Here is a 21,917-nt window from a genome sequence, read left to right as displayed (position 1 = left end):
GCCGTGACCGCGAGACCATCAGTTCGTCCTCACCGTGGTGTTCATGTAGGTGGAAGCCATCGAGACCTTCGTGAAGAGCCCACGCCACCGACCGTTCATGACTTTGGCGCCAGAGACGAATCCGTGGGCTGTGGATGCGTAAAAGAGAGGCCCACCGCTGTCTCCCACAGCACCGTAGTCCTGCGCAGTAGCCAGCAACCCGCAATATACCAACCCAATTGGTTGATAGCACTCGTTCGTTGAGTACACCGTCGAGCAGCTGTAACCGGTGGACATCCCCCACTTGCAGACCCAGTTGCCATGCGGCGGGTTCGACCTTCTGGTCACGTTACGGAAGTTGTTCATCGACTCGGCGCGAAACCTGGCGGGCGTGGTGGTGTTGTTGATCGCACGGTGATACTGCAGGTCGATGTGATTTCCGTTCGGGGTGCCGCTGGCTATTCCGGCGAACTGTATCCACCCGACGTTGTTTCCGAAGCGAAGCCTGTCGATGCAATGCCGGGCTGTGACCAGCCCTCGCTGACCATTGCGGATCCCGTTGAAGCCCGATGTGCACACGGCAGCCCCACCCGTCGTCCGCAACTGACCACCACCGAAGGTCGCCCCATGCTGCTCCATGGCGAGTTCAGGATTGTGCTCGACGCTCACCGGAACCGGCAGTTTGCCGTCACTGGCCTTGGCAGCGACGGCGCCGGTCGTGCTATGCGCCAGGCCATGCTCTAACTCTGATGTGAGCCGGGCACCATCATGGGCCACGTACTCGAGCTCGATCGCATCGAACTCAGGCGTCACGTGACTCGCGACCCGGACGGTGTCACCTCCAGCATTCGCCAGCGCTGCCGTCGCAGCATCCGCCGCCTCCTCGATTTCGACGCGGCTGGCAGGATGCCCGTAACGCACCTCGATCTCGAGTGGAAGGCTCTCCATCTGCTGGAGCACCGGGGCGGGAGGTTTCGTCGTGAACGATATCCAGGCGTCAGCGCCGTCGACCGGGCCCAGGCCTCCCGTGACATAGATGTCGGGGTAGGTCCTCTCAACTTCCTCCAGAAGCTCGGCGAACGGTAGTTGGTACTTGATCACCTCAGCTCGATCATCGTCACCGTGAGCCTCGATGTACGCCTTGAGGTCCCTGAGCTCGTCCTCCGAGGGCTCATACGTTCCGATCCCTTCGACCACGAAGGCTGCCGGTTCAACGGCCTCTCGGATGAGCGGAGGATCAGTCCTGGGGTCTGCTTGAGCAGTCGGAGCGCTCGTCAGCGCCATGACAATTACTGGAGCTGCGAAGACGCCACTCAGGCGGCGAGCTGATCGGAGCATGGGCCCTCGTTTCTCCCCGTTGTACCGAGAAGGTAGCCGCAATCTCGCCACGGTACATCGTGTCGCCACCGAGTTGGGATGAACGTCCCAAAGCCGCCTCTGCAGTCGCGCGAAGCCCCTTGACGTTCGACGGTTGCAATACCGGAACCAGGACGAGGCGGGGAAGCGACCCTCGAGCTTCGCCCCAGTCCGGCGACTCCCACCCGCGTGGGGGGGGGCAGCGGACGTCACTCCAGAAGGTCGAGGACCAGGTCGCGCAGGACACCGAAGCCGTCCTGGGAGAGGATCGACTCGGCGTGGAACTGGATGCCGTGGAAGTGCGGCCCGGCGACGTGGTGCACGTCGCCGGTGGCCTCGTCACGCTCGACGGTGACCCCTGCGGGCAGCCCTGCGGCACCGACGCGCGCCGCGAAGGTGTTGTAGAAGCCGACCGTCTCGCGCCGGCCCAGGACGTCGAGCCGCGACTGCGTGCCCTGGAAGACGATGTCCTTGAACTCCAGGTCGAGTCCGAGGTTTCGGCACAGCACCTGGTGCCCGAGGCACACCGCGAGGAACGGCTGCTCGCGGGCGAGCAGGTCGGCCACCGCGGTGTCGAGCACGGCGATCTTGGCGTCGTCCTCCTCGCGCGGGTCGCCCGGGCCGGGACCGACGACGACGAGGTCGTACCCGTCGAGCGCGGCCGACTCCCCCTCCTTCACCGCCTGGGCGTCGTGCCGCAGGACATCGGTGCTCATGCCGAGGACACCGAAGACGTGCGCCAACATGTTGACGAAGTCGTCCTCGGCGTCGAGCACCATGACCCGCTTGCCCTGCAACGACGGTTCGGGGGCGGCGCCGGACTGGTCGGAGAGCCAGAACTGGCTGAGCCGCTGGTTGCGCGAGCCCAGGGCGATGAGCACCTCGTCGTCGCGCGTGAAGGCGTCCATGTCCTCGGTGGCCGCGGGTGCTGCGTCCACGAGTCCGAACGCCGAGAGGATCCCGGACGCCTTGGCCCACGTCTCGGCGGTCTCGTAGTCAGGGTCGGAGTCACGCACCAGTGTCGCGCCGGCGGTGACCTTGACGTTGCCGTCGGCGTCGATGTCGGCGGTACGGATCAGGATGGGGGCATCGACGGTCGGCGCACCGTCGGCGTCGCGCCCGACCAGCGCCGCCACCGATGCGTAGTACCCCCGGCCGTGCTCCTCGTACCGCTCGATGAGGCGGCAGGCGTTCTCCACCGGGCTGCCGGTGACGGTGGCCGCGAACATCGAGTCACGCAGGACGTCGCGGACGTCGCGGTCGGTGCGGCCGGCGAGCAGGTACTCGGTGTGCACGAGATGGCTCATCGGCTTGAGGTACGGGCCCAGCACCAGGCCGCCCTCGTGGCAGATGTCGCACATCATCTTGAGCTCCTCATCAACCACCATGAAGAGCTCGTAGATCTCCTTCTCATCGGACAGGAACCGCAGCAGCTCGCGCTTGCGGTCAGCAGACGTCTGAAGACCACGCAGCCGGAAGGTCCCGCTGATCGGGTTCATCCGCACGTTGCCGGCCTCGACGCTGACGTGCCGCTCCGGGCTCGCGCCGATGAGGTGCCGGTCGCCGGTGAAGACGCAGAAGGTCCAGTACGCGCCGCGCTCACGCTCCAGGAGCCGACGGAGGACGGTGAGGGCCCGCTCGTGCCCCCAGTCGGCGACGCGCGCCCGGTAGTGCCGACCGATGACCAGGTTGGCGCCCTCACCATGACCGATCTCGTCGTCGATGACACGGCGGACCATGGCGGCGTAGTCGTCGTCGGAGGTCTCGAAGCCCCCCGGCTCGGCCAGCTCGATCGGGACGTCCGGTAGCTGCTCGAGCAGGTCGTCGAGGGCGATCTCGTGGCGCACCCGGGCCTCGATGACGGTCAGCGGCGTGCCGTCGTCGTGGGCTGCGAAGCCCCGCTCACGCACCTGCGCGAACGGGACCAGGACGAGCGAGTCCCACTCGGGACGGCCCGTGGCTCCCCCACTGGACAGCGGGATGTCGGCGAGCCGGTCGACGTCGACGCGCGGACCGCCGATGAGGGTGACGGTCTCGGCGTCGCGGCCGCGGATGAGCGCGAACGCGGGCTGGGAGAGCAGCTCGTCCAGCAGAGTCATGGGGTTCCTCGGGATCGTGCCGTCCGGTGGACGGCGAACGCCCAGACCACCGGATCGGGAGTCTGGGCGCGGGTTGGTCGACAGTCCTCCTCTACGGGAGGCGCCACCAGCTGGCCACGGCGAGGCTGCCGGGACCACAACGGCGAAGCGAGCGGACTGTCATGACCGCAGACTAACGTCTTGTCCGAGTGATACCACCTAGATACCATGGGAGGCATGGCCATGACTCTGCGACTCACCGAAGAGCAGGACGCCGCGCTGGCGGCGCTCGCCGAGGCCGAAGGGGTCAGCAAGAACGAAGCTGCGGTTCGCGCCATCGTCGAACGTCTCACCGCCACCCACGCGGAACAGGAGTTCGTCGCAGCGATCGACGACACGATCAAGCGATACCCCAGCACGATCAGGCGCCTCGGCGAGTGACCCGCTTCCTCACGCTCGAGGAGGCACTGCGCGTTGCCGAGACGGTCATCGGCGAGACTCCCGCGGTGCGCGACATCGGTCTCCTGGAGTCGGCCCTCGCACGCCCTCAGGCCAGTCTGTTCGGCGACGACGCCTACCCCACCCTCGAGGAGAAGGCGGCGGCGATGCTCCAGTCGCTCGTGCTGAACCACGCACTCATCGACGGCAACAAGCGCTTGGGATTCGCCTGCACGTCGGTGTTCCTCACCCTGAACGGCGCACCGCTCGCGCTGGACGACGAGTCACAGGCCTACGACCTCGTGATGGTCGTCGCCACGAGTGAGCTGACGGAAGTGGCCGACATCGCGTCGAGGCTGCGACCTCATCTCTGATCCACAGGGCAAGATCAGTGCATGGACATCGACGTCGACCTGATCCGCCGCGACCTCGCGCAGCTGGTGAGCTACGACAGCATCGGCGGCAGCCAGTCGGAGGCCGCCGTCCAGCGGTGGAGCGCCGCCACGTTGCAGGGCCTCGGGCTCGAGGTCGACCTGTGGCCGCTCGATCTCGAGGCGCTGCGCGCCGACCCCGAGTACCCGGGTGAGGAGGTCGAGCGCGAGGAGGCCTGGGGGTGCGTCGGGACGTGGCGCCCGGATCCTGCCGATGATCGCCCACCGAGGCTCATCCTCAACGGCCACCTCGACGTCGTCCCGCCCGGGGACCCGGAGTGGTGGACCGGCCACGACCCCTGGTACCTCCATGAGGACGACGACACCTGGTACGGCCGCGGTGTCTGCGACATGAAGGGCGGAGTCGCCGCGATCCTCGCAGCGGTCCGCGCCGTCGGGGAGCAGCTGACCCGGCCGTTCGCCGTCCACACCGTGATCGGCGAGGAGGACGGCGGCCTCGGCACGTTCGCCACACTGCAGCGCGGCCACACCGGCGAGGTCTGCCTCATCGCCGAGCCGACCGACGGCAACATCGTCGCCGCCAACGCCGGCGCCCTGACCTTCCGGCTGGAGATCCGCGGCCGCGCCACCCACGGTTCCATGGCCGGCCGCGGGCTGAGCGCACTGGACCTCTTCGAGCGCGTGAACGCCGAGCTGCACGCGCTCGACGTCCGCCGCAACGTCGATCCCCCCGCGCCCTTCGGGTCACGACCGTGGCCGATCTCGATCGGCATCGTCCACGCCGGCGACTGGGCCAGCACCGTGCCAGACCTGCTCGTCGCCGAGGGACGGTTCGGCGTCAGGCCGGGCGAGTCGTTCGACGAGGCGACGGGCCTCTTCGAGCACACGCTGGCAGCCATCGACGAACCATGGCTGCGCGAGCATCCCGTCCAGGTGACGTGGCCGGGCGGTCGATTCGCCGCCGGATCGCTGCCGGACGGACACGGCTTCGGCCAGCAGGTGGCGGATGCCGTCGCCGCCGTCGGTGCAAAGCGCCCTGACCTCGTCGGCGCACCGTACGGTTCGGACCTTCGTCAGTACGCGGCCCACGGCATCGCCACGCTCCAGTTCGGGCCCGGACGCATCGAGCAGGCACACGCCGTGGACGAGTTCGTGCCGATCGAGGAGGTCGTCCGCAGCGCACAGACCTATGCCCGGCTGCTGCTGGAGCTCTGCGGCTGACCGGTTCCCGAGCTGACCCCGGCGACTTGCGCCGTTGTCCACAGGCTCAACCGCGCCTCTGGTGGTGTCGGCGGGGTCGTCTGCATCGGACCACAACAGCGATTCGAAGGTCCTCTGATCGAGGGGGTGTGCTCACGTTGGCGGCGTCGGCGCTGGGCCCACGGCGGCCACTCACGGTGCCCGCTCTTCCTCATCCTCCGGGTTGTCCGGCTCGTCGGGGTCGTCGGCCACCTCCGCTTCCTCCTCCGGCAGCGGGAGCTCGACGTAGTCATCCACGTCCACCGAGCCCGACGGGGTGAAGGTGACCACCTGCAGACCGACTGGCACCCCCTCGGCATCAAAGGTGACGACACTGACCTGGGCGTTGCGCCGCAGGCTGCTGCCCAGCGCGATCGGCAGCACGGCGCCGCCCGTGCTGCCGATCGTCAGCCGGGTCGAGGGAACCTCGCCCTCACCCTCGATCGGCTGCGGACCCACCTGGTAGTGCAGGTGGCCGCTGAGCAGGAGATCGGCGCAGCCGCTGGCCGCCACCTGCTTGACCGACGCCCACGAGTGAACGGCCACGACACCCACGCGTTCACCGGCGTCGTCCGCTTCGCAGGCCGTCTCGGTCAGGGCGACGTCCTGGTCCGACAGCTGGGTGTCACGCTGTTCGGCGGTGCCGACGTAGCCAGCGATCGTCGTACCCCGGGGATCACTCTCACCGAGGAAACGCACACCACCCACCTCGACCGGCTCTCCCTCCAGCACCACGAAGCCGGCGTCCTCGAGCTGACCGATGGTGGTCTCAGAGTCGTGGTTGCCCGCGACGGCGACGCGATCGAACTCCTCGAACTCCCCCGCCAACGAGTTGATGCTGAATCGCTCCCAGGTGTCTCCCTGGGAGGTGTCGTCGCCAAGGTTGATGAGCAGGTTCGCCTCCGCCTGATCGGCGATCGCACGCGCCACCGGATCCATGCCGATGTTGTCGTGACGGTCAGCGACCACCAAGGCCGTGGACTCATCGTCCTGCGGTGTCCTGACCTCGGCCTCCTGGGCGGCCTCGACCAGCTCGCCATAGAAGTCCACCGAGTCCTGGTAGAGGTACAAGGCGCCCTCGACGAGCGCCCGGCTGCCCCGTGTGATGGAGCCGTAGCTGATCTCGAGCGCCTCCAGGACGTCGTTGGCGGGCAGCTCCGGGAAGACGTCGCGGGCCGGCACCCACCGCGTCTGGGGCGCCTCTCCATCCGGCGGTGGCACCACGATGAGCACGATGCCCAGGACCACGCAGGATGCCACGGCGACACCTCCCACCACCTGCCGGCGTCCAGGGTGCATGGCGTCGTGCATCAGCCTGCGGCGGCGCATCGGACCCAGCCCGCGCCACACCGCGGCCGCCACCACGGTGACGATCAGGGTGGTGCCGAGCCCACGCGCAGCAGCCACGGTGGCCATGTCCATGACCTCGGCTCGCACCGCCGCGATCTCACCCTGCGGCTGGCTCGCGATGACCGCGTCCTGCTGGACCAGCTCCTCGATGCTGGCGACCTGGGCCTCGCCCAGCCGGATGTCGACCCCGATCCCGCCGGGAGCATCCACGGGAAGACGCACCAACGGCAGCAGGGGCCCGAAGTCGATCGTCGCCTGCCCGTCGAAGGCCGGACGAACCGTCGCCTGGTGAGGACCGATCGCCAGCTCACGCTCGCTGCTCTGAAAACTGGCGAGGGCGACGGGAACACCCACCGCAAGACCGAGGAGGAGCGCCGCCAGCGCTCCGAGGACGACGCGTCTCATGCGGTCACGTCCTCAGAAGAACCGCCGTAGGAACGTGACCGCATGACGTGCTCTGGATCCTTCACTTGCTGGCACTCACTCATCCGACGCGGGAGAGCCAGGTCTCGCTGGTCCCGACAGTGACGAGCAGCTGCGTGGCACGGGTGAGCACGACATAGAACGTACGCCACCCCGCCTCGGACTCGGCGATGATGGCATCGGGCTCGACCACCATGACCGCGTCGAACTCCAGGCCCTTGGTGTCCAGGCCGTCGAGCACGCGGAGCCGGTCCGGATGCTCGGCGAGCAGCGGAGCGACGGACTCGCGGGTCTCTTCCAGCGCGGCGCGCGGCGTCACGACGGCGACCGTCCCGTCGACCCTGCCGAGCAGCTCGCGAGCGGAGTCCACGACGCAGTCCTGCAGGTCCGCATCAGCGACCCACCGGTGCTCCGGCTCCTCATCCGTGCGACGCACGGCATCGGCCAGGTCCGCGTCGGGGATCGCCACCTTGGCCACCCGGGCGGCCAGGTCGTAGACCTCGGCGGAGTTGCGGTAGTTGGTGGAGAGCCGGAAGACGTGCTCGTCCTTGCCCCGGAGCGCCTCGGCACGTGCCGAGGCCGCTTCCTCGGGGTGCGGCCACGACGACTGTGCCGGGTCACCGACGATCGTCCAGCTGGCCTGCCGGCCACGGCGGCCCAGCATCCGCCACTGCAGGGGAGAGAGGTCCTGCGCCTCGTCGACGAGCACGTGGGCGTAGCCGTCGTCCTCGATGCTGGTGGTGGCGCGCAGCTCGTCGTCGGCCTCCCGCTCGCGTCGCTCGAAGCTCATCAGCTGGCGCGGGATGTCGTCGTCCTCCTCCTGCGGAGGCGGTACCTCACCGAGGAGGTAGCGCAGCTCGTCGATGATGGGGACGTCCTCGATGCGTGGCCTGCCCCCCTCCTGCGCCGACACCGCCCACGACGCCTTGAGGGCCGCGATCTCCTCGGCATCGAAGGCGCCGTCGGCGAGCTCGGCCAACCGGAGCGGCAGCGTGCGCCACAGCTCGACGGCCTCGACCGGTGGCCACCATGCCTCGATGAAGTCGATGAAGCGGTGGTCAGAGGTGAGAACCTCCAGGAACTCCTCCTCGCCGTTCTCCAGCGCCCGCTCACCATGCACCTGGCGCCACAACGCGGCGGCCACAGCCGCCGGCGCGCGGGTGTAGGCGCGGTTGCGCTTGAGGCTCGCCAACAGCTGGCGCCGGATACCGGACAGCTGGCGGGCGTCCAGGGTGAGGACGTCGTCCTTGTAGAAGTAGCGGAACGACGTCGGCTCACCCGGCTGGGGCGCACGGGCCAGACGCTGCAGCACCGTGAGCATCCGTGCCGATCCCTTGGCGGCCGCGGCCACGGACTCATCATGGTCCGAGGCACCCACCCCGTCGACGATCTCCCCCAGCGAACGCAACGTCACCGCGGTCTCGCCGAGGCTGGGCAGGACGCGCTCGATGTAGGCCATGAACACCGACGACGGGCCGACGACCAGGACCCCGCCCCGCTCGAAACGACGTCGGTCGGAGTAGAGCAGGAACGCGGCACGGTGCAGAGCGACGACCGTCTTGCCGGTGCCGGGGCCACCGCCGATGATGGTGGCGCCACGGACGGGGGCGCGGATGGCCTCGTCCTGCTCCTTCTGGATCGTGGCAACCACCGAGTGCATCGTCGTGTCGCGGGCGCGGCTCAGGCTGGCCAGCAGCGCGCCCTCGCCCACGATCTCCATGTCATCGGGAGCCGCGTCGGCGTCGAGCAGGTCGTCCTCCACTCCCACGACGCGCTGTCCCGACGATCGGAGCACACGGCGCCGCACGACGCCCTGTGGTTCCTGCGCCGTGGCTTGGTAGAACAGTGAGGCGGCGGGGGCCCGCCAGTCGATGAGCAGGATCTCGCGGTCGGCGTCGCGCACCCCGATACGGCCGATGTAGCGGGCGCTGGCGTCGTCGAGGTCCAGCCGTCCGAAGACCAGACCGTCGTGGGCGGCGTTGAGCGCGGAGAGACGGCGCTGTGCCTGGAAGACCATGGCGTCACGCTCGACGAGTCCGCCCTCGTTGCCGATGTGGCCGCGTGCGTAGCCCTCCTTGACCAGGGACGTGGCCACCTTGGCGGACTCATCGAGGCGGTCGTAGACGACGTCGACGTACGCCTGCTCGGCAGCGATCGCACGCTGCTCGGCACTGCTCACTCGCTGGCGCTCGCTCACGGCTCTTCCCTCAGTCCCGGGCTCGATCATGGGAACGATCCAGTCTAGGCGCCCACCGGGACGCAGCCACCGGCGCCCGGTCCGCAGACGCCGGTCAGCTCTTGCGTCGCTGCAGGAAGGCCGTCATCGCCTCGCGGGCCTCCTCGCTGCCGAACAGCTCGGCGGACTGTGCGGCCACCCGCTCGCCCAGTGCGTCAATGCGGGCGACGAGGTCGTGGTTGAGCAGCCTCTTGGTCTCCCGCAGGCCCTGCGGGTAGCCCTGGACGAGCTCGGCGACGACCGCCGAGACCTCGTCAGCGAGGGCGTCGTCGGGAACCGTCCGGGTCACCAGCCCAGCAGCCGCGGCCTCGGCGGCATCGAACGTGCGGCCGGTGAGGAACAGGTCCGCGGCGGCCCGGTCGGTGAAGCGCTCCAGCAACGTGAGTGAGATGACCGCCGGGGCGAGGGCGAGACGGACCTCGGTGAGCGCGAAGCTCACCGATTCGGCAGCCACCACGACGTCGGCCGCGCCGACGATGCCCAGCCCACCAGCACGCACCGGCCCGCCGAGCTCCACGACGACGGGTGTGCCCATGGTCGCGATGGTCCGCTGCAGCGCGACGATGGCACGCGCCCCCTGCTCCATCCCACCGGAGGACGCCTCCGACAGGTCGGCACCGGAGCAGAAGACCCGGTGGGCCGAGCGCACGACGACCGCTCGGACGGTCGAGTCCGTCTCCGCCGTCGTCAGGTGCCCGCCGAGCTCCTCCACGAGCTGACGGCTCAGGGCGTTGCGGTTGTGCTCGCTGTCCAAGGTGATCGTGGCGACGGCATCGTCGATGCTCAGGTGCACCAGCTCGGTCATGCGGACCTCCATGGGTGGGTGGGGTGGACTCGGACCTGCTGCTGACTCCCCGGTCATGGAAACCTTTCAGATGCATGGCAAGCAACCCGTGCAACTGAAGGAAAGTCGTGCAGCAGTGCCGATTCCCATGTCGACATGGGAATCAGCACTCCGGTCAGTAGGACTTGGGCAGGCCCAGCGAGAACTGGGCGATGAAGTTGAGCACCATCTCGCGGCTCACCGGGGCGATGCGGCTCAGTCGTGACCCGGCCAGCATCTGCACCAGTCCGTACTCCTCGGCCAGCCCGTTGCCGCCATGGGTCTGGATGGCCCGGTCGACGGCGTTGCAGACGGCCTCGCCGGCGGCGTACTTGGCCATGTTGGCCGCCTCCCCGGCGGCCATGTGGTCGGCCGCGGCATACAGCGCCGCTGCCCTCTGGGTGAGCAGGCGAGCGGACTCGATCTCGATGTACGTCTGCGCGAGCGGGTGCGCGATGGCCTGGTGGGCACCGATCGGGGCCTTGAAGACCTGCCGCTCCTTGGCGTACTCGGTGGCCATCTCCAGGGCGAGCCGGGCGGTGCCGAGGGCGAACGATGCCCCCATGATGCGCTCGGGGTTGAGTCCGGCGAAGAGCTGCTCGATGCCGGCGTCCTCGCTGCCGATGAGCGCGTCGTCCGGCACCCGCAGGTCGTCGAAGAACAGTGTGAACTGCTTCTCCGGGCTGACGATCCCCATCGGGATCTCGGTGTACTCCAGGCCCTGCGCGTCGGTCGGCACGAGGAACAGCGCGGGCTTGAGGTTGCCGGTCTTCGCATCCTCGGTCCGTGCGACGACCAGCACGTGACTGGCCTCGTCGACACCGGAGATGTATGTCTTGCCTCCGGTGAGGCGCCACCCGCCGTCGCTCTCACGGTGGGCGGTGGTGGTGATGCGATGGCTGTTGGACCCGGCGTCCGGCTCGGTGATCGAGAACGCGTACGTCGCGGTGCCGTCGGCCAGGCCCGGCAACCACCGCTGCTTCTGCTCATCGGTGCCGTACTGCGCGATGATCGTGCCGACGATGGCCGGCGAGACCACCATCAGCAGCAAGGGCGAACCTGCGGCCGCGAGCTCCTCGCAGACTGCGGCGAGGTCACCGATGTCCCCTCCGCCGCCGCCGTACTCCTCGGGAACGGCGACGCCGAGGTAGCCGAGCTTGCCGGCCTCGGTCCACAGCTCGGTGGTCTTGCGGCCCTCTGCGTGAGCCTTGATGAAGTAGTCGCGGCCGTACTTGCGACCGAGGTCGCGGACCGCCTTGCGCAGCTCCTGGCGTTCCTCGGTCTCACTGAACGCAGCAGTCGTGGGGGTGGTGCTCATGGCGTCTCTCCTTCTGCCGTGCCCTCGTCGCCGAGGTCGATCACGGCGAGCACGGCGCCGGACTCGACCTGCGCGCCCGCGGTGACCGCGAGCTCGCGCACGACGCCGTCGCTCGGCGCCGTGATGGTGTGCTGCATCTTCATGGCCTCCAGGACGACGACCGTCTGGCCTGCGACGACGTCCTGCCCCTGCTTGACCGCGACCGTCGCGACCGACGCCGGCATCGGCGCCAGGAGCGAGCCCTCGGCCACGACGTCGGCCGGGTCGACGAAGTCGGGCACGGGCTCCCACGAGAGGGTGCCGTGGGGTCCGCTGACGTCGACCGCGTCGTCGCCGACGCGGACGTCGTAGGTCTCCATGACGCTGCCGACCGACAGTCGCACCGTGTCGGGTGTCGCGTCGACGACGTCGACCCCCTCGACGGCATCGGAGACCAGGGCCCGTCCGGCGGCCGCATAGCTCACCTCGACCTCAGCGTCACCGTGCCGGAAGGTCCGCGTCCTGGGCTGCGACGGCACGTTGCGAAAGGCCGTGGGAATGCGACCCAGCACTGGCGCGGCGGCCGTGGCGGCGCGGGCCGAGGCGAGCGCCGCGGCGAGCGCGTACCGGCGGACGGCGGCGTCGTCGTGCACCGGAACGGTCCATGCTTCGAGCCGCTCGCCGAGCAGGGCGGTGTGCACGCGCTCAGCGACAAACTCCTCGTCGCTGACGATCGCGCGCAGCAGGTCGATGTTGGTGGTGACGCCCGTGACGCGGGCTCGACGCAGTGCGCCGTCGAGCCTGCGCAGGGCGGTGGGCCGGTCCGTCCCGAGCGCGACGACCTTGGCGAGCATCGCGTCGTAGTGGACGCTGACCTCGCTGCCGGGCTCCACACCGGAGTCGATGCGCAACCCGGGCCCCTCGGGGCCGGTGAAGCGGGCGCCGTCGATGTCGAAGGAGCGCACCGTGCCGGTCTGCGGGGTCCAGTCGGTGGCCGGGTCCTCGGCATAGAGGCGCACCTCGACGGCGTGCCCGACCGGTGCCGGGGGCTCACCCTCGAGGGCTCGGCCTTCGGCGACGGCGATCTGGAGTGCCACGAGGTCGAGACCGGTGACCGCCTCGGTGACCGGGTGCTCGACCTGCAGGCGCGTGTTCATCTCCAGGAAGTGGACGCGGCCGCCGTCCAGGTGGCCGTCCGCCACGAGGAACTCCACCGTGCCGGCCCCGACGTACCCGACGGCCTCGGCGGCGGCGCGGGCGGCCTCGTGCAACGTGCGACGGACCGGCTCGCTCAGGTTCGGGGCGGGGGCCTCCTCGACGACCTTCTGGTGGCGTCGTTGGATGGAGCAGTCCCGATCACCGACGACCCACGTGGTGCCGTGGACGTCGGCCATCACCTGCACCTCCACGTGACGCGCGGTGGGCAGGTACGGCTCGACAAAGACGGTCTCGTCACCGAACGCCGAGGCCGCCTCCGCAGCTGCTGCGGTGAGCTCCGCGGCCAGGTCGGCCGGGTCCTCCACCACGCGCATGCCCCGTCCGCCGCCGCCGGCGGACGCCTTGACCAGCAGGGGGCCATGTCGTTCGAGCAGGGCGTCGGGGTTCGCCCCCTCCTCCAGCAGCACCGCCGGGTCGACCGAGAGGATAGGCACCCCGGCGTCGGCCATGAGCTCCTTGGCGCGGATCTTGCTGCCCATCGCCTCGATCGACTCCGGCGTGGGGCCGATCCAGGTCAGTCCCGCAGCCGCGACGTCCCGGGCGAAGTCGGCGTTCTCGGAGAGGAACCCGTAGCCGGGGTGGATGGCATCGGCCCCGGCGGCCCGGGCGGCCTCGATCACCAGGTCGCCGCGCAGGTAGGTGTCTGCCGGGGCGTTGCCCGCCAGCGCCACAGCGCGGTCGGCGTCGCGGACGAACGGCGCCTCGGCGTCGGCATCGGAGTGCACGGCCACGGTCTCGATGCCGAGGTCGCGGCACGTCCGGAACACCCGACGGGCGATCTCGCCCCGGTTGGCCACGAGGACGGAACGGATCATGACGTCGCCTTTCTCACGGTCCTCCTGATTCCCATGAATTCATGGGAATCAGGGGGACTCACCACGGGATTCACCTGCTCACCGGCGTTGGCAAACCGTGGTGAGCAGGGGTTTCCCATGAGTTCCTGGGAATCTAGGGACTGCGGCAGTCGCACATCGGCACGGTTCGTCACACGCGGAACACCCCGTAGCCCTCGGCACCGCGAACCTCGGCGGTGTGGATGGCCGACAGGCAGATCCCGAGGATGCTGCGGGTGTCCCGCGGGTCGATGACGCCGTCGTCATAGAGCATCCCGGAGGTGAAGTAGGCGAGCGACTGCTCCTCGATCTGCTGCTCGACGTAGGCCCGCATCTGCGCGTCACCCTCCTCGTCGTAGGGCTGCCCCTTGGCCTCGGCCGCGCCGCGCGCGACGATCGAGATGACTCCGGCGAGCTGCGCCGGCCCCATGACGGCGGACTTCGCGCCCACCCAGCTGAACATGAACCGCGGGTCGTAGGCACGGCCGCTCATCCCGTAGTGGCCGGCGCCGTAGGACGCGCCCATCACGATCGAGAGGTGGGGGACTCGCGAGTTGGAGACGGCGTTGATCATCTGCGCGCCGTGCTTGATGATGCCGCCCTGCTCGTACTCCGCCCCCACCATGTAGCCCGTGGTGTTGTGCAGGAACAGCAGGGGAGTATCGGTCTGGTTGGCCAGCTGGATGAACTGCGTCGCCTTCTGCGCCTCCTCGCTGAACAGCACCCCCTGGGCGTTGGCGAGGATGCCGATCGGGTAGCCGTGCAGCTGGGCGAACCCCGTGACGAGGCTTGACCCGTACAGCGGCTTGAACTCATCGAACTCGCTCGCGTCGACGATGCGGGCGATCACCTCGCGCGGGTCGAAGGGCACCTTGAGGTCGGTGGGGACGATGCCCAGCAGCTCCTCGGGGTCGAGCACCGGCTCGGCGTAGTCGGCAGCGGGCGCCGGGCCCTTCTTCTCCCAGTTGATACGGCGCATGATCTGGCGGCCGAGGCGGATGGCGTCGCGCTCGTCGGTGGCGAGGTAGTCGGCCAGACCGGAGGTGCGGGCATGCATCTCGGCACCTCCGAGCGACTCGTCGTCGGACTCCTCGCCGGTGGCCATCTTGACCAGCGGGGGCCCACCGAGGAAGACCTTGGCGCCCTCCTTCACCATGACCACGTAGTCGCTCATCCCGGGGATGTACGCGCCGCCGGCCGTGGAGTTGCCGAAGACGAGCGCGACGGTGGGGGTGCGGGCGGCCGAGGCGCGGGTGATGTCGCGGAACGACTTGCCTCCAGGGATGAAGATGTCCTTCTGAGTCGGCAGGTCGGCACCGCCGGACTCCACGAGCTGGATGGTCGGGAGATTGTTCTCCGCGGCGATCTGCGCCGCCCGGTGGCCCTTCTTCAGGGTGCTCGGGTTGGAGGAGCCGCCCTTGACCGTCGGGTCGTTCGCGACGATCATGCACTCGACGCCCTCGACGACGCCGATGCCGGTGACGATGGAGCCGCCGACCGCGAAGTCGGTGCCCCAGGCGGCGAGGCTGGAGAGCTCGAGGAACGGCGCGTCGGCATCGAGCAGCAGTTCGATGCGTTCGCGGGCCGTGAGCTTGCCGCGGGCGTGGTGGCGCTCGACGTACTTCTCACCGCCGCCAGCGAGTGCCTTGCCGTGCTGCTCGGCGAGGTCGGCGACCCGCTCGAGCATCGCCTCACGGTTCTCGGCGTAGCCCGTCGAGGTCGGGTCCACGGTGGTCTTCATGCTCGCTCCTCATCGTGGGTGCGGGCGGCGCAGGACGCGCTCCTCGGCAAGAGGGTCGAGTCGGTGCCTACGCCACCGAATGGGCGCTCATTCGGTGGCGCAAGCACCAATGAACGGGACGCGTCGCTGATTCCCATGACGTCATGGGAATCAGCGATACGCGTGGGGCTGCTGGGACGAGGCATCTCAGTACCCCAGCAACTTGGCGGCGAGGTCCTTCATGACCTCGGTGGCGCCACCACCGATGCCGAGGATGCGCGCGTCGCGGTAGTGACGGTCGATCTCGGACTCGCGCATGTATCCCATGCCGCCGAAGATCTGCACGGCCTCGTGGACGACGTGCTCGACGGCCGCGACGGAGACGTTCTTGGCGGTGACGGCGTCGAGGATGAGCGACGGGTCCGTCTTGGACGTCGTGAGCGAGCGCTCGACGGCAGCGCGGGTGAGGGCGCGGGCGGCGGCCGTGCGCTGGTGCATCTCGACGAGCTTGTGCCGGATGACCTGGCGGGTGATGAGCGGACGTCCGAACGTGTCCCGCTCTCGGGCGTACGCCGCGGCGAGGTCGAGGGCGCGCTGGGCGGTGGCGTAGGACTGCACGGCGAGGCCGAGCCGCTCCCCCACGAACTGCTGCATGACGAGGTAGAAGCCGCCGTTCTCCTCCCCGACGAGGTTCTCCACGGGCACCCGGACGTCGTCGAAGGCCAGCTCGGCGGTGTCGGAGCAGTGCCAGCCCATCTTGCGCAGACTCCTGGAGACCGTGAACCCGGGCGTGTCCTTGTCGACGACGAGCAGGCTGATGCCCGCGTGGCCCTCCTCACCGGTGCGGACGGCCGTGGTGACGAAGTCGGCGCGCACACCGGAGGTGATGAACGTCTTGGCGCCGTTGACGACGTAGTGGTCGCCGTCGCGCACGGCCCGGGTGCGCAGGCCCGCGACGTCCGACCCGCCGCCGGGCTCGGTGACGGCGAGCGAGCCGATCAGCTCGCCGGCCAGGGTCGGCCGGACGTAGCGCTCGATGAGGGCAGTGTTGCCGGAGTCGATGATGTGCGGCACGGCGATGGAGTGGGTGAACAGACTGGCCTGCAGCCCGGTGGAACCCCCGGCGGCGAGCATGGCCTCGGTGACGATGCACGCATCCACGACGTCACCGCCCGCGCCTCCGGCCTCCTGCGGGTATCCGACGGCGAGGTACCCGGCCTCGGCCGTGGTGCGGTGCAGCGAGCGCGGGAGCTCGCCGTCGTCCTCCCACTGCGCGAGGTGCGGCACGAGCTCGCGTTCGGTGAACGCCTCGACGGCCGTGCGTAGCGCCTGTCGCTCCGGTGTCTCCCACGTCATGGCAGCACCTTCTCTGCGCTTGCGCCGACCGCTGGCGCCTCGGATGCAAGGTCGAGCAGGGCCTCCGGCACGGGAACGTCGCGGGCGCGTAGCCACTCGCCGACGGCCTTGGCCTGCGGGTCGAGCCGCGTCGACGACGCGACGCCCTCACCGAGGAGTCCGTGTACCACGATGTTCACGCCGCCGAGGTTGGGCAGCGGGTGGACGTCGACGTCCAGGTCGCGTGCCTCGGGCAGCAGGGCGCGGACGCGTTCGGGCGTGAGGGTGGCCAGCAGCCAGGTGACTGCGGCCTCGCGCGCGGGATGCGTGGCCGGCACCCAGACTCCGATGTTGGCGTTGCCGCCCTTGTCGCCCGAGCGGGCGTGGACGAGCTTTCCCAGGGGGACGCTGCGGGTGGTCCCGGCGGAGGCGCCAGCCTCACTCTCGACCGCGTCCCCGGCACCGCCCGTGCCACCGGTCGCGGCGCCGACCGTCCCGCCCTCGACATCGGGTCCGGGGGCCGCGGTGACCTCGGGCGCGGCGATGTCCTCGCGTCGGCCGTCGCTGTGGACGACGACGTGCGGAACGTCGCTCTGGGGCACGTAGCCGGCGCGGTAGAGGCCGAAGGGCGCACCCCGGCCGGGCGGCGCGGTCAGTGTGAACCCGGGATAGGAGGCGAGTGCCAGCTGGACGGCGACGTCGCTGAAGGCCCGCCCCACCGGGTCGGGCTCGGCACTCTTGACGTCGCACCGCAGGATCGACGTCGCGGCGGCCTGCGAAGGCGGGTCCACGACGTCGGTGCGATCCAGCGTCCAGACGATCTCATCGGGCGGCGAGGCGGCGAGGCCCTCCTCGACCTGGCGGCGCACCCACTTCGCCTTGGCCTCGATGTCCAGACCGGTGAGCAGCAGCTGGATGCTGTTGCGGAACCCACCGAGCATGTTGAGACAGACCTTGGTGTCCTGCGGTGGCGCACTGCCGCGGACGCCATCGATGCGGACGCGGTTCTCGCCCTCGTCGCTCAGCTCGATGGTGTCCAGGTGCGCGACGACGTCGGGGTTGAGGTAGGCGGGGCCCTGGATCTCGTACACCAGCTGGGCGGTGACGGTGTCGACCGTGACCGCTCCCCCGGTGCCGGACGGCATGGTGATGACGCTCGACCCGTCGGCGTCGATCTCCGCCACGGGGAAGCCGAGGGGACAGGAGATGTCGATGCCGGTGAATCCGCTGAAGTTTCCGCCGGTGGCCTGCGTGCCGCACTCGATGACGTGTCCGGCGACGAGGGCGCCGGCGAGGGCGTCGTGGTCCTCACGCCCCCAGCCGTGGGCCCAGATGGCCGGCCCCATGACGACGGAGGCATCGGTGACACGGCCGGTGACGACCACGTCGGCACCGGCCTCGAGGGCTGCGGCGATGCCGAAGGCGCCGAGGTAGGCGTTGGCGGTCAGCACGTCGCTGCCCTGCCCGATCTGTTGGGCGAGCTCGTCGGCGCGTTCGTGCAGGTCGTCGCCCTCGACGTGAGCGATGTCGAGGGCCAGGCCCTGCTCGGCGGCGAGGCCGCGCAGTGTCTCGGCGAGACCGGCCGGGTTGAGCCCGCCGGCGTTGCTGACGATGCGCACGCCTCGCTCCTTGGCCAGCGCCATGCACTCGCTCATCTGCCGCACGAACGTCTTGGCGTAGCCGAGGGAGGGGTCCTTCATCCGGTCCTTGCCGAGGATGAGCATCGTCAGCTCGGCGAGGTAGTCCCCGGTGAGGACGTCGAGCGGCTCGGGCGACTCCAGCATCTCGCGCATCGCGGAGAGCCGGTCGCCGTAGTAGCCGGAGCAGTTGCCCACACGAATGGTCACGCCCCGAGCATGACCGCGAATCAACAAACAGTCAAGCCTGCTTGTTTATGGCCCGAGGCTGGGCCCTGACGATGAGCGCCGTCAGGATCGCCGTCAGACAGACGATGTACACCGGGAACGCGTACGTCGCTGGATTCCACTCGCGGATCGTCAGCAGGGCAATCACCCCGTTCAGACCAGAGAGCACGTAGACCACCGGGCTCTCGGTGACCGGGGCTCGCCACGCCTTGCGCACCGTCGGGATCGCCGCCGCAGCATCGGCTGCCACGGCAAACAGCACCGCGGTCGCTGCCTCACCCAGGCCCAGCCAGACCATCAGGGCGACCACGGCCAGGGCACCGCACCACAGGTCGAACTTCGTGAGACGCCACACGCTGCGCGGATTGACGAACGAGGCGAGGAAGACGATGAGTGGACCGACACCGATCGACAAGGTCAGCACCGCCGGCGGACCGACTCCCTCGTCCAGCTGCGCCATGAATCCGACGATGGGCACCGCGGCCCACAGGAACCACGACACCCGGTTCGGCTGAGTCCTACCTCGCACTGTGAGCCACGCATGGCGCGCACTGCCGACCATCGACAGCAGGGCACCGAGAAAGACGAATGCCGGGTCGATCACTGGCTCAGCGGTCGGCTAGCCGCAGCGGGTCGTTGCCGGGCAGGCCGGCGAAGGCCTGGACGATGGTCAGCCAGTGCGCTGCGTGCTCCCCCTCGGCGTGCACGTCGACGTCGTCCAGGTGGCGGCGGCGCGTGGCGAGCAGGGCGAAGTCGTACCCCGAACCGGTCACCCGCTCCGGCGCATCGAGCGGCCCCCAGGTCCACAGCTCGCCCGACGGCGCGGTGAGCGCCACGTGCACGTCGACGGCCGGCGCCTCCTGCCCGCGCACCAGGTAGGCGAACCCCCGTGTCCGGATGCCGATGTGGCACACGTGTCGGCATCGGTCGCTCCGGGGCGGGGTGATGCCGAGCGCCTCCGCGACGTCGTGCCCGTGGGCCCACGTCTCCATGATTCGCGCCGTCGCCATCGAGGTGGGGCTCATCGGGGGGCCGAACCACGCGATCTTCTCCCCCTCCGGGACGGCGCGCAGCGCCTCGGCGAGACGCTGCCGCCCCGCCTCCCAGGCCTGGACCAGGGCGGCCGGCTCCTTGGCGGCCCATTGCTCGGCGCCCTCGTCGACGAACCCGGTGGGGTTGGCCGCGGCGGCCTTCATCCCCGCAGCGAAGGCGGGATCCTGCTTGATGGCGGCACACGAGGCCTCGTCGGTCCATGCGAGATGGCCGATCTGGTGCGCAACGGTCCATCCCTCGGGAGTTGTCACCGTGGCCCATCGGTCGGCCTCGAGCGGCGCCACCCAGTCCTGCAGCTGCGCGCTCTCGGCCTCCAGATCAGCGAGGACGTCCTCCAGCGTGGTCATGCGATCGCGCCCCTTTCCAGCTCGGTCTCAAGAGTGTGCGCCCAGGCGTCCAGGATCGACGCGCGTCGGGCCGTGTCATCGCTCAGGGAAGCGGCCAGTCCGAGCCCCCGCAGGAGGTCGAGCGTGGCCTGGACGAGGGCCCGGTTGCGGCCGCGCGTCTCATCGACGTCCAGCAGCTGCACCGCGTGGGCATGGGTCTCCCGTCCGAGGCGACGTTCCAGTGGTGCGACCGCCTCGTGCAGCTCCGCGTCGGTGCGGGCGGCCACCCACAGCTCGAGCGCGGCGAAGAAGACCGGTGACGTGAACTGGGCGGCAAGCACGTCCAGCACCGCCTTGGTGCGACCGTGCTCGGGCAGGTCGCGGGCTGCTCGGGTGAGCTCGTCGCGCCGCCGTTCGGTGAGGTGCTCCACCGCTCCGACGACAAGGTCCTGCTTGGTCGGGAAGTGGTGCAGCTGCGCTCCGCGACTGACTCCGGCCCGTCGGCTCACGACGGTGGTGGAGGTGCCCGACCAGCCGAGCTCCACGAGACTCTCGACGGTCGCCTCCATGAGACGCAGGCGCATCGTTGCCGTGCGCTCTGACTGCGGCGTGCGAGAGGTGCTCACTCACGCATCATGGTGCGCCGGCCACAAAACCGTCAAGCCTGCTTGTTTCTTGCCCGCACGCTCAGCCGGCCTGGAAGAACCAGCGCCGCCGGGAGTCGCGTTCGGTGTCCTGGAGCTCGACGTCGATGACGTCGTCGTCCTCCGTGCTGGGCTCGTCGACGATCTCGCCGACGATCGGCTCCTCGTGCCTGGGTCCGCCAGCATCCCGGTGCAGCTCAGACTCACCCACCGCACGACGAGCGAAGTCGGCGGCGAGCTTGAGCGCCTGCCTGCTCTCGGGCAGGGCGTCGACCAGTACGGGGAACGCGTGCACCTGCCCGCGCCACAGGTGCGTCTCCACCTCCACGCCGCGCTCGCTGAGCAGCAGCGCCATGGCCTCGATCTCCGGGCGGAGCATCTCGTCCTCCACGCCCACGAGGAAGGTCGGCGACTCGATGAGGTCGACCGCCTCCAGCGGGGACTCCGAGCCCTCGATGCTGGACCCGGCTGGCGTCCACCGCTCGCGCACCAGCGCCACGCGACGCACGGGCAGGTAGGCGTCCCTGACCCGGGCGACTCGCCGCACGCTGTCCTTGGCAACGTCGGGATCCAGGCTCAGCAACGGCGAGAAGCCGAGCAACGCGGCGGGGGGCTGGAGCCCACGGCGGGCGGCCAGCTCGGCCACCTTCATCGTCAGGTAGCCCCCAGCGGAGTCGCCGGCCACGACGATCCTGCCCGGATCCTCGACCATCTCCAGCAGGGCCTCGTACGCGTTGATGGCGTCGGCCACGGAGTCGGCCACCGCCCCGTCCGGAAGCTGGACGTACTCCACCGAGATCACGGTGCCGCCGGTGTAGAGCGCCAGGCGCTCGCAGATGCGCCGGTGAGTCTCGATCCCGCAGGAGAAGAACCCACCGCCGTGCAGGTACAGCACCGTCATGGCGCTGGACGGACCGTAGCGGTGCGTCATGGACTCCACCGGGACACCGCCGAGCTCGAAGGCGACCGGCTCGACGTAGCGCGAGCGTGGGCCGCGCGCCGAGAGCCGGTCGATGGAGCGCAGCGTCGCCAGGGTGCGGTCGTTGAGCGGCGCGAAGCGCAGCACGGGCTTGAGCACGACGCGCGCCGCCCGGCCCAGTGCCTTGGCCCGCAGGCTCGACTCCTCGTGGATGACGACATCCTCGTGCGCCACGCGAAACTCGCGGCGTCGCCCCGGCACCGCGACGCGCACGCGTCGGGGCCGCAGGGCCACGGGTCGTCGCACGAGCGAGCTGACCCGCCGGCGCAAAGACGTCCAGAACATGGCGCGAGCATACTTCCGGTATGCATCCGGGCCAATGCTCGGCTGCTG

17 protein-coding genes are annotated in these 21,917 nt (G+C 69.7%); 3 read left to right on the top strand and 14 right to left on the bottom strand.

Features of this window, described 5'->3' with window-relative positions:
• Window positions 1-18: 18 nt before the first annotated feature.
• Both ACEVFP_RS01585 and ACEVFP_RS01580 read right to left on the bottom strand, forming a co-directional pair.
• Complete coding sequence (locus ACEVFP_RS01585; protein ID WP_375001596.1) at window positions 19-1,263, bottom strand: trypsin-like serine protease; 1,245 nt, start codon at window positions 1,261-1,263, stop codon at window positions 19-21.
• 281 nt (window positions 1,264-1,544) lie between these two features.
• Window positions 1,545-3,434 carry a chorismate-binding protein gene (locus ACEVFP_RS01580; protein ID WP_375001595.1) on the bottom strand — a complete coding sequence of 630 codons (1,890 nt, stop codon included), beginning with the start codon at window positions 3,432-3,434 and terminating at the stop codon, window positions 1,545-1,547.
• Window positions 3,435-3,650: 216 nt separating this feature from the next.
• On the opposite strand from ACEVFP_RS01580, the gene ACEVFP_RS01575 reads away from it, so the two are divergent.
• Genes ACEVFP_RS01575 through ACEVFP_RS01565 form a run of 3 tightly spaced genes read left to right on the top strand, consistent with a single transcriptional unit; the run spans window position 3,651 to window position 5,464 of the window.
• Window positions 3,651-3,854, top strand: a complete 204-nt coding sequence (locus tag ACEVFP_RS01575; RefSeq protein ID WP_375001594.1) for a CopG family transcriptional regulator — start codon at window positions 3,651-3,653, stop codon at window positions 3,852-3,854.
• Window positions 3,851-4,225 carry a type II toxin-antitoxin system death-on-curing family toxin gene (locus tag ACEVFP_RS01570; RefSeq protein WP_375001593.1) on the top strand — a complete coding sequence of 125 codons (375 nt, stop codon included), beginning with the start codon at window positions 3,851-3,853 and terminating at the stop codon, window positions 4,223-4,225. The genes ACEVFP_RS01575 and ACEVFP_RS01570 overlap by 4 nt, the downstream gene beginning before the upstream one ends.
• A gap of 21 nt (window positions 4,226-4,246) precedes the next feature.
• A complete protein-coding gene (locus ACEVFP_RS01565; protein WP_375001592.1) occupies window positions 4,247-5,464 on the top strand; it encodes an ArgE/DapE family deacylase in 1,218 nt (405 codons plus the stop codon).
• 171 nt (window positions 5,465-5,635) lie between these two features.
• Here ACEVFP_RS01565 and ACEVFP_RS01560 read toward each other — a convergent pair whose 3' ends face one another.
• The 12 genes from ACEVFP_RS01560 to ACEVFP_RS01505 all read right to left on the bottom strand — a co-directional run bounded on the left by ACEVFP_RS01560 (window position 5,636) and on the right by ACEVFP_RS01505 (window position 21,869).
• The gene (locus ACEVFP_RS01560; protein ID WP_375001591.1) at window positions 5,636-7,237 is read right to left on the bottom strand and encodes a metallophosphoesterase; all 1,602 of its coding nucleotides are present in this window, start codon (window positions 7,235-7,237) and stop codon (window positions 5,636-5,638) included.
• A gap of 79 nt (window positions 7,238-7,316) precedes the next feature.
• On the bottom strand, window positions 7,317-9,452 hold the full coding sequence (locus ACEVFP_RS01555; RefSeq protein WP_375001590.1) for a HelD family protein: 2,136 nt from the start codon (window positions 9,450-9,452) through the stop codon (window positions 7,317-7,319).
• Between the two features lie 94 nt (window positions 9,453-9,546).
• Window positions 9,547-10,296 (bottom strand): enoyl-CoA hydratase-related protein, encoded by a 750-nt coding sequence (locus ACEVFP_RS01550; RefSeq protein WP_375001589.1) that lies wholly within the window; start codon window positions 10,294-10,296, stop codon window positions 9,547-9,549.
• Window positions 10,297-10,450: 154 nt separating this feature from the next.
• Window positions 10,451-11,632, bottom strand: coding sequence for an acyl-CoA dehydrogenase family protein (locus ACEVFP_RS01545; protein ID WP_375001588.1), 1,182 nt, complete (start codon window positions 11,630-11,632; stop codon window positions 10,451-10,453).
• Window positions 11,629-13,644 (bottom strand): biotin carboxylase N-terminal domain-containing protein, encoded by a 2,016-nt coding sequence (locus tag ACEVFP_RS01540; protein ID WP_375001587.1) that lies wholly within the window; start codon window positions 13,642-13,644, stop codon window positions 11,629-11,631. Before ACEVFP_RS01540 ends, ACEVFP_RS01545 begins: the two co-directional genes overlap by 4 nt.
• 169 nt (window positions 13,645-13,813) lie before the next feature.
• Window positions 13,814-15,403, bottom strand: coding sequence for an acyl-CoA carboxylase subunit beta (locus ACEVFP_RS01535; RefSeq protein WP_375001586.1), 1,590 nt, complete (start codon window positions 15,401-15,403; stop codon window positions 13,814-13,816).
• Window positions 15,404-15,589: 186 nt separating this feature from the next.
• Complete coding sequence (locus ACEVFP_RS01530; protein WP_375001585.1) at window positions 15,590-16,738, bottom strand: acyl-CoA dehydrogenase family protein; 1,149 nt, start codon at window positions 16,736-16,738, stop codon at window positions 15,590-15,592.
• On the bottom strand, window positions 16,735-18,564 hold the full coding sequence (locus ACEVFP_RS01525; protein ID WP_375001584.1) for an acyclic terpene utilization AtuA family protein: 1,830 nt from the start codon (window positions 18,562-18,564) through the stop codon (window positions 16,735-16,737). The genes ACEVFP_RS01530 and ACEVFP_RS01525 overlap by 4 nt, the downstream gene beginning before the upstream one ends.
• A gap of 31 nt (window positions 18,565-18,595) precedes the next feature.
• Window positions 18,596-19,084 carry a hypothetical protein gene (locus ACEVFP_RS01520; RefSeq protein ID WP_375001583.1) on the bottom strand — a complete coding sequence of 163 codons (489 nt, stop codon included), beginning with the start codon at window positions 19,082-19,084 and terminating at the stop codon, window positions 18,596-18,598.
• 106 nt (window positions 19,085-19,190) lie between these two features.
• Window positions 19,191-19,982 carry a TIGR03084 family metal-binding protein gene (locus tag ACEVFP_RS01515; protein WP_375001582.1) on the bottom strand — a complete coding sequence of 264 codons (792 nt, stop codon included), beginning with the start codon at window positions 19,980-19,982 and terminating at the stop codon, window positions 19,191-19,193.
• Window positions 19,979-20,587, bottom strand: coding sequence for a TetR/AcrR family transcriptional regulator (locus ACEVFP_RS01510; protein ID WP_375001581.1), 609 nt, complete (start codon window positions 20,585-20,587; stop codon window positions 19,979-19,981). The genes ACEVFP_RS01515 and ACEVFP_RS01510 overlap by 4 nt, the downstream gene beginning before the upstream one ends.
• 61 nt (window positions 20,588-20,648) lie before the next feature.
• Window positions 20,649-21,869, bottom strand: coding sequence for an alpha/beta hydrolase (locus ACEVFP_RS01505; RefSeq protein ID WP_375001580.1), 1,221 nt, complete (start codon window positions 21,867-21,869; stop codon window positions 20,649-20,651).
• Window positions 21,870-21,917 lie beyond the last annotated feature (48 nt).

This window comes from Aeromicrobium sp. CTD01-1L150, assembly GCF_041951745.1.
GTDB lineage: Bacteria > Actinomycetota > Actinomycetes > Propionibacteriales > Nocardioidaceae > Aeromicrobium.
This window is presented reverse-complemented; position numbering and strand designations above follow the sequence as displayed.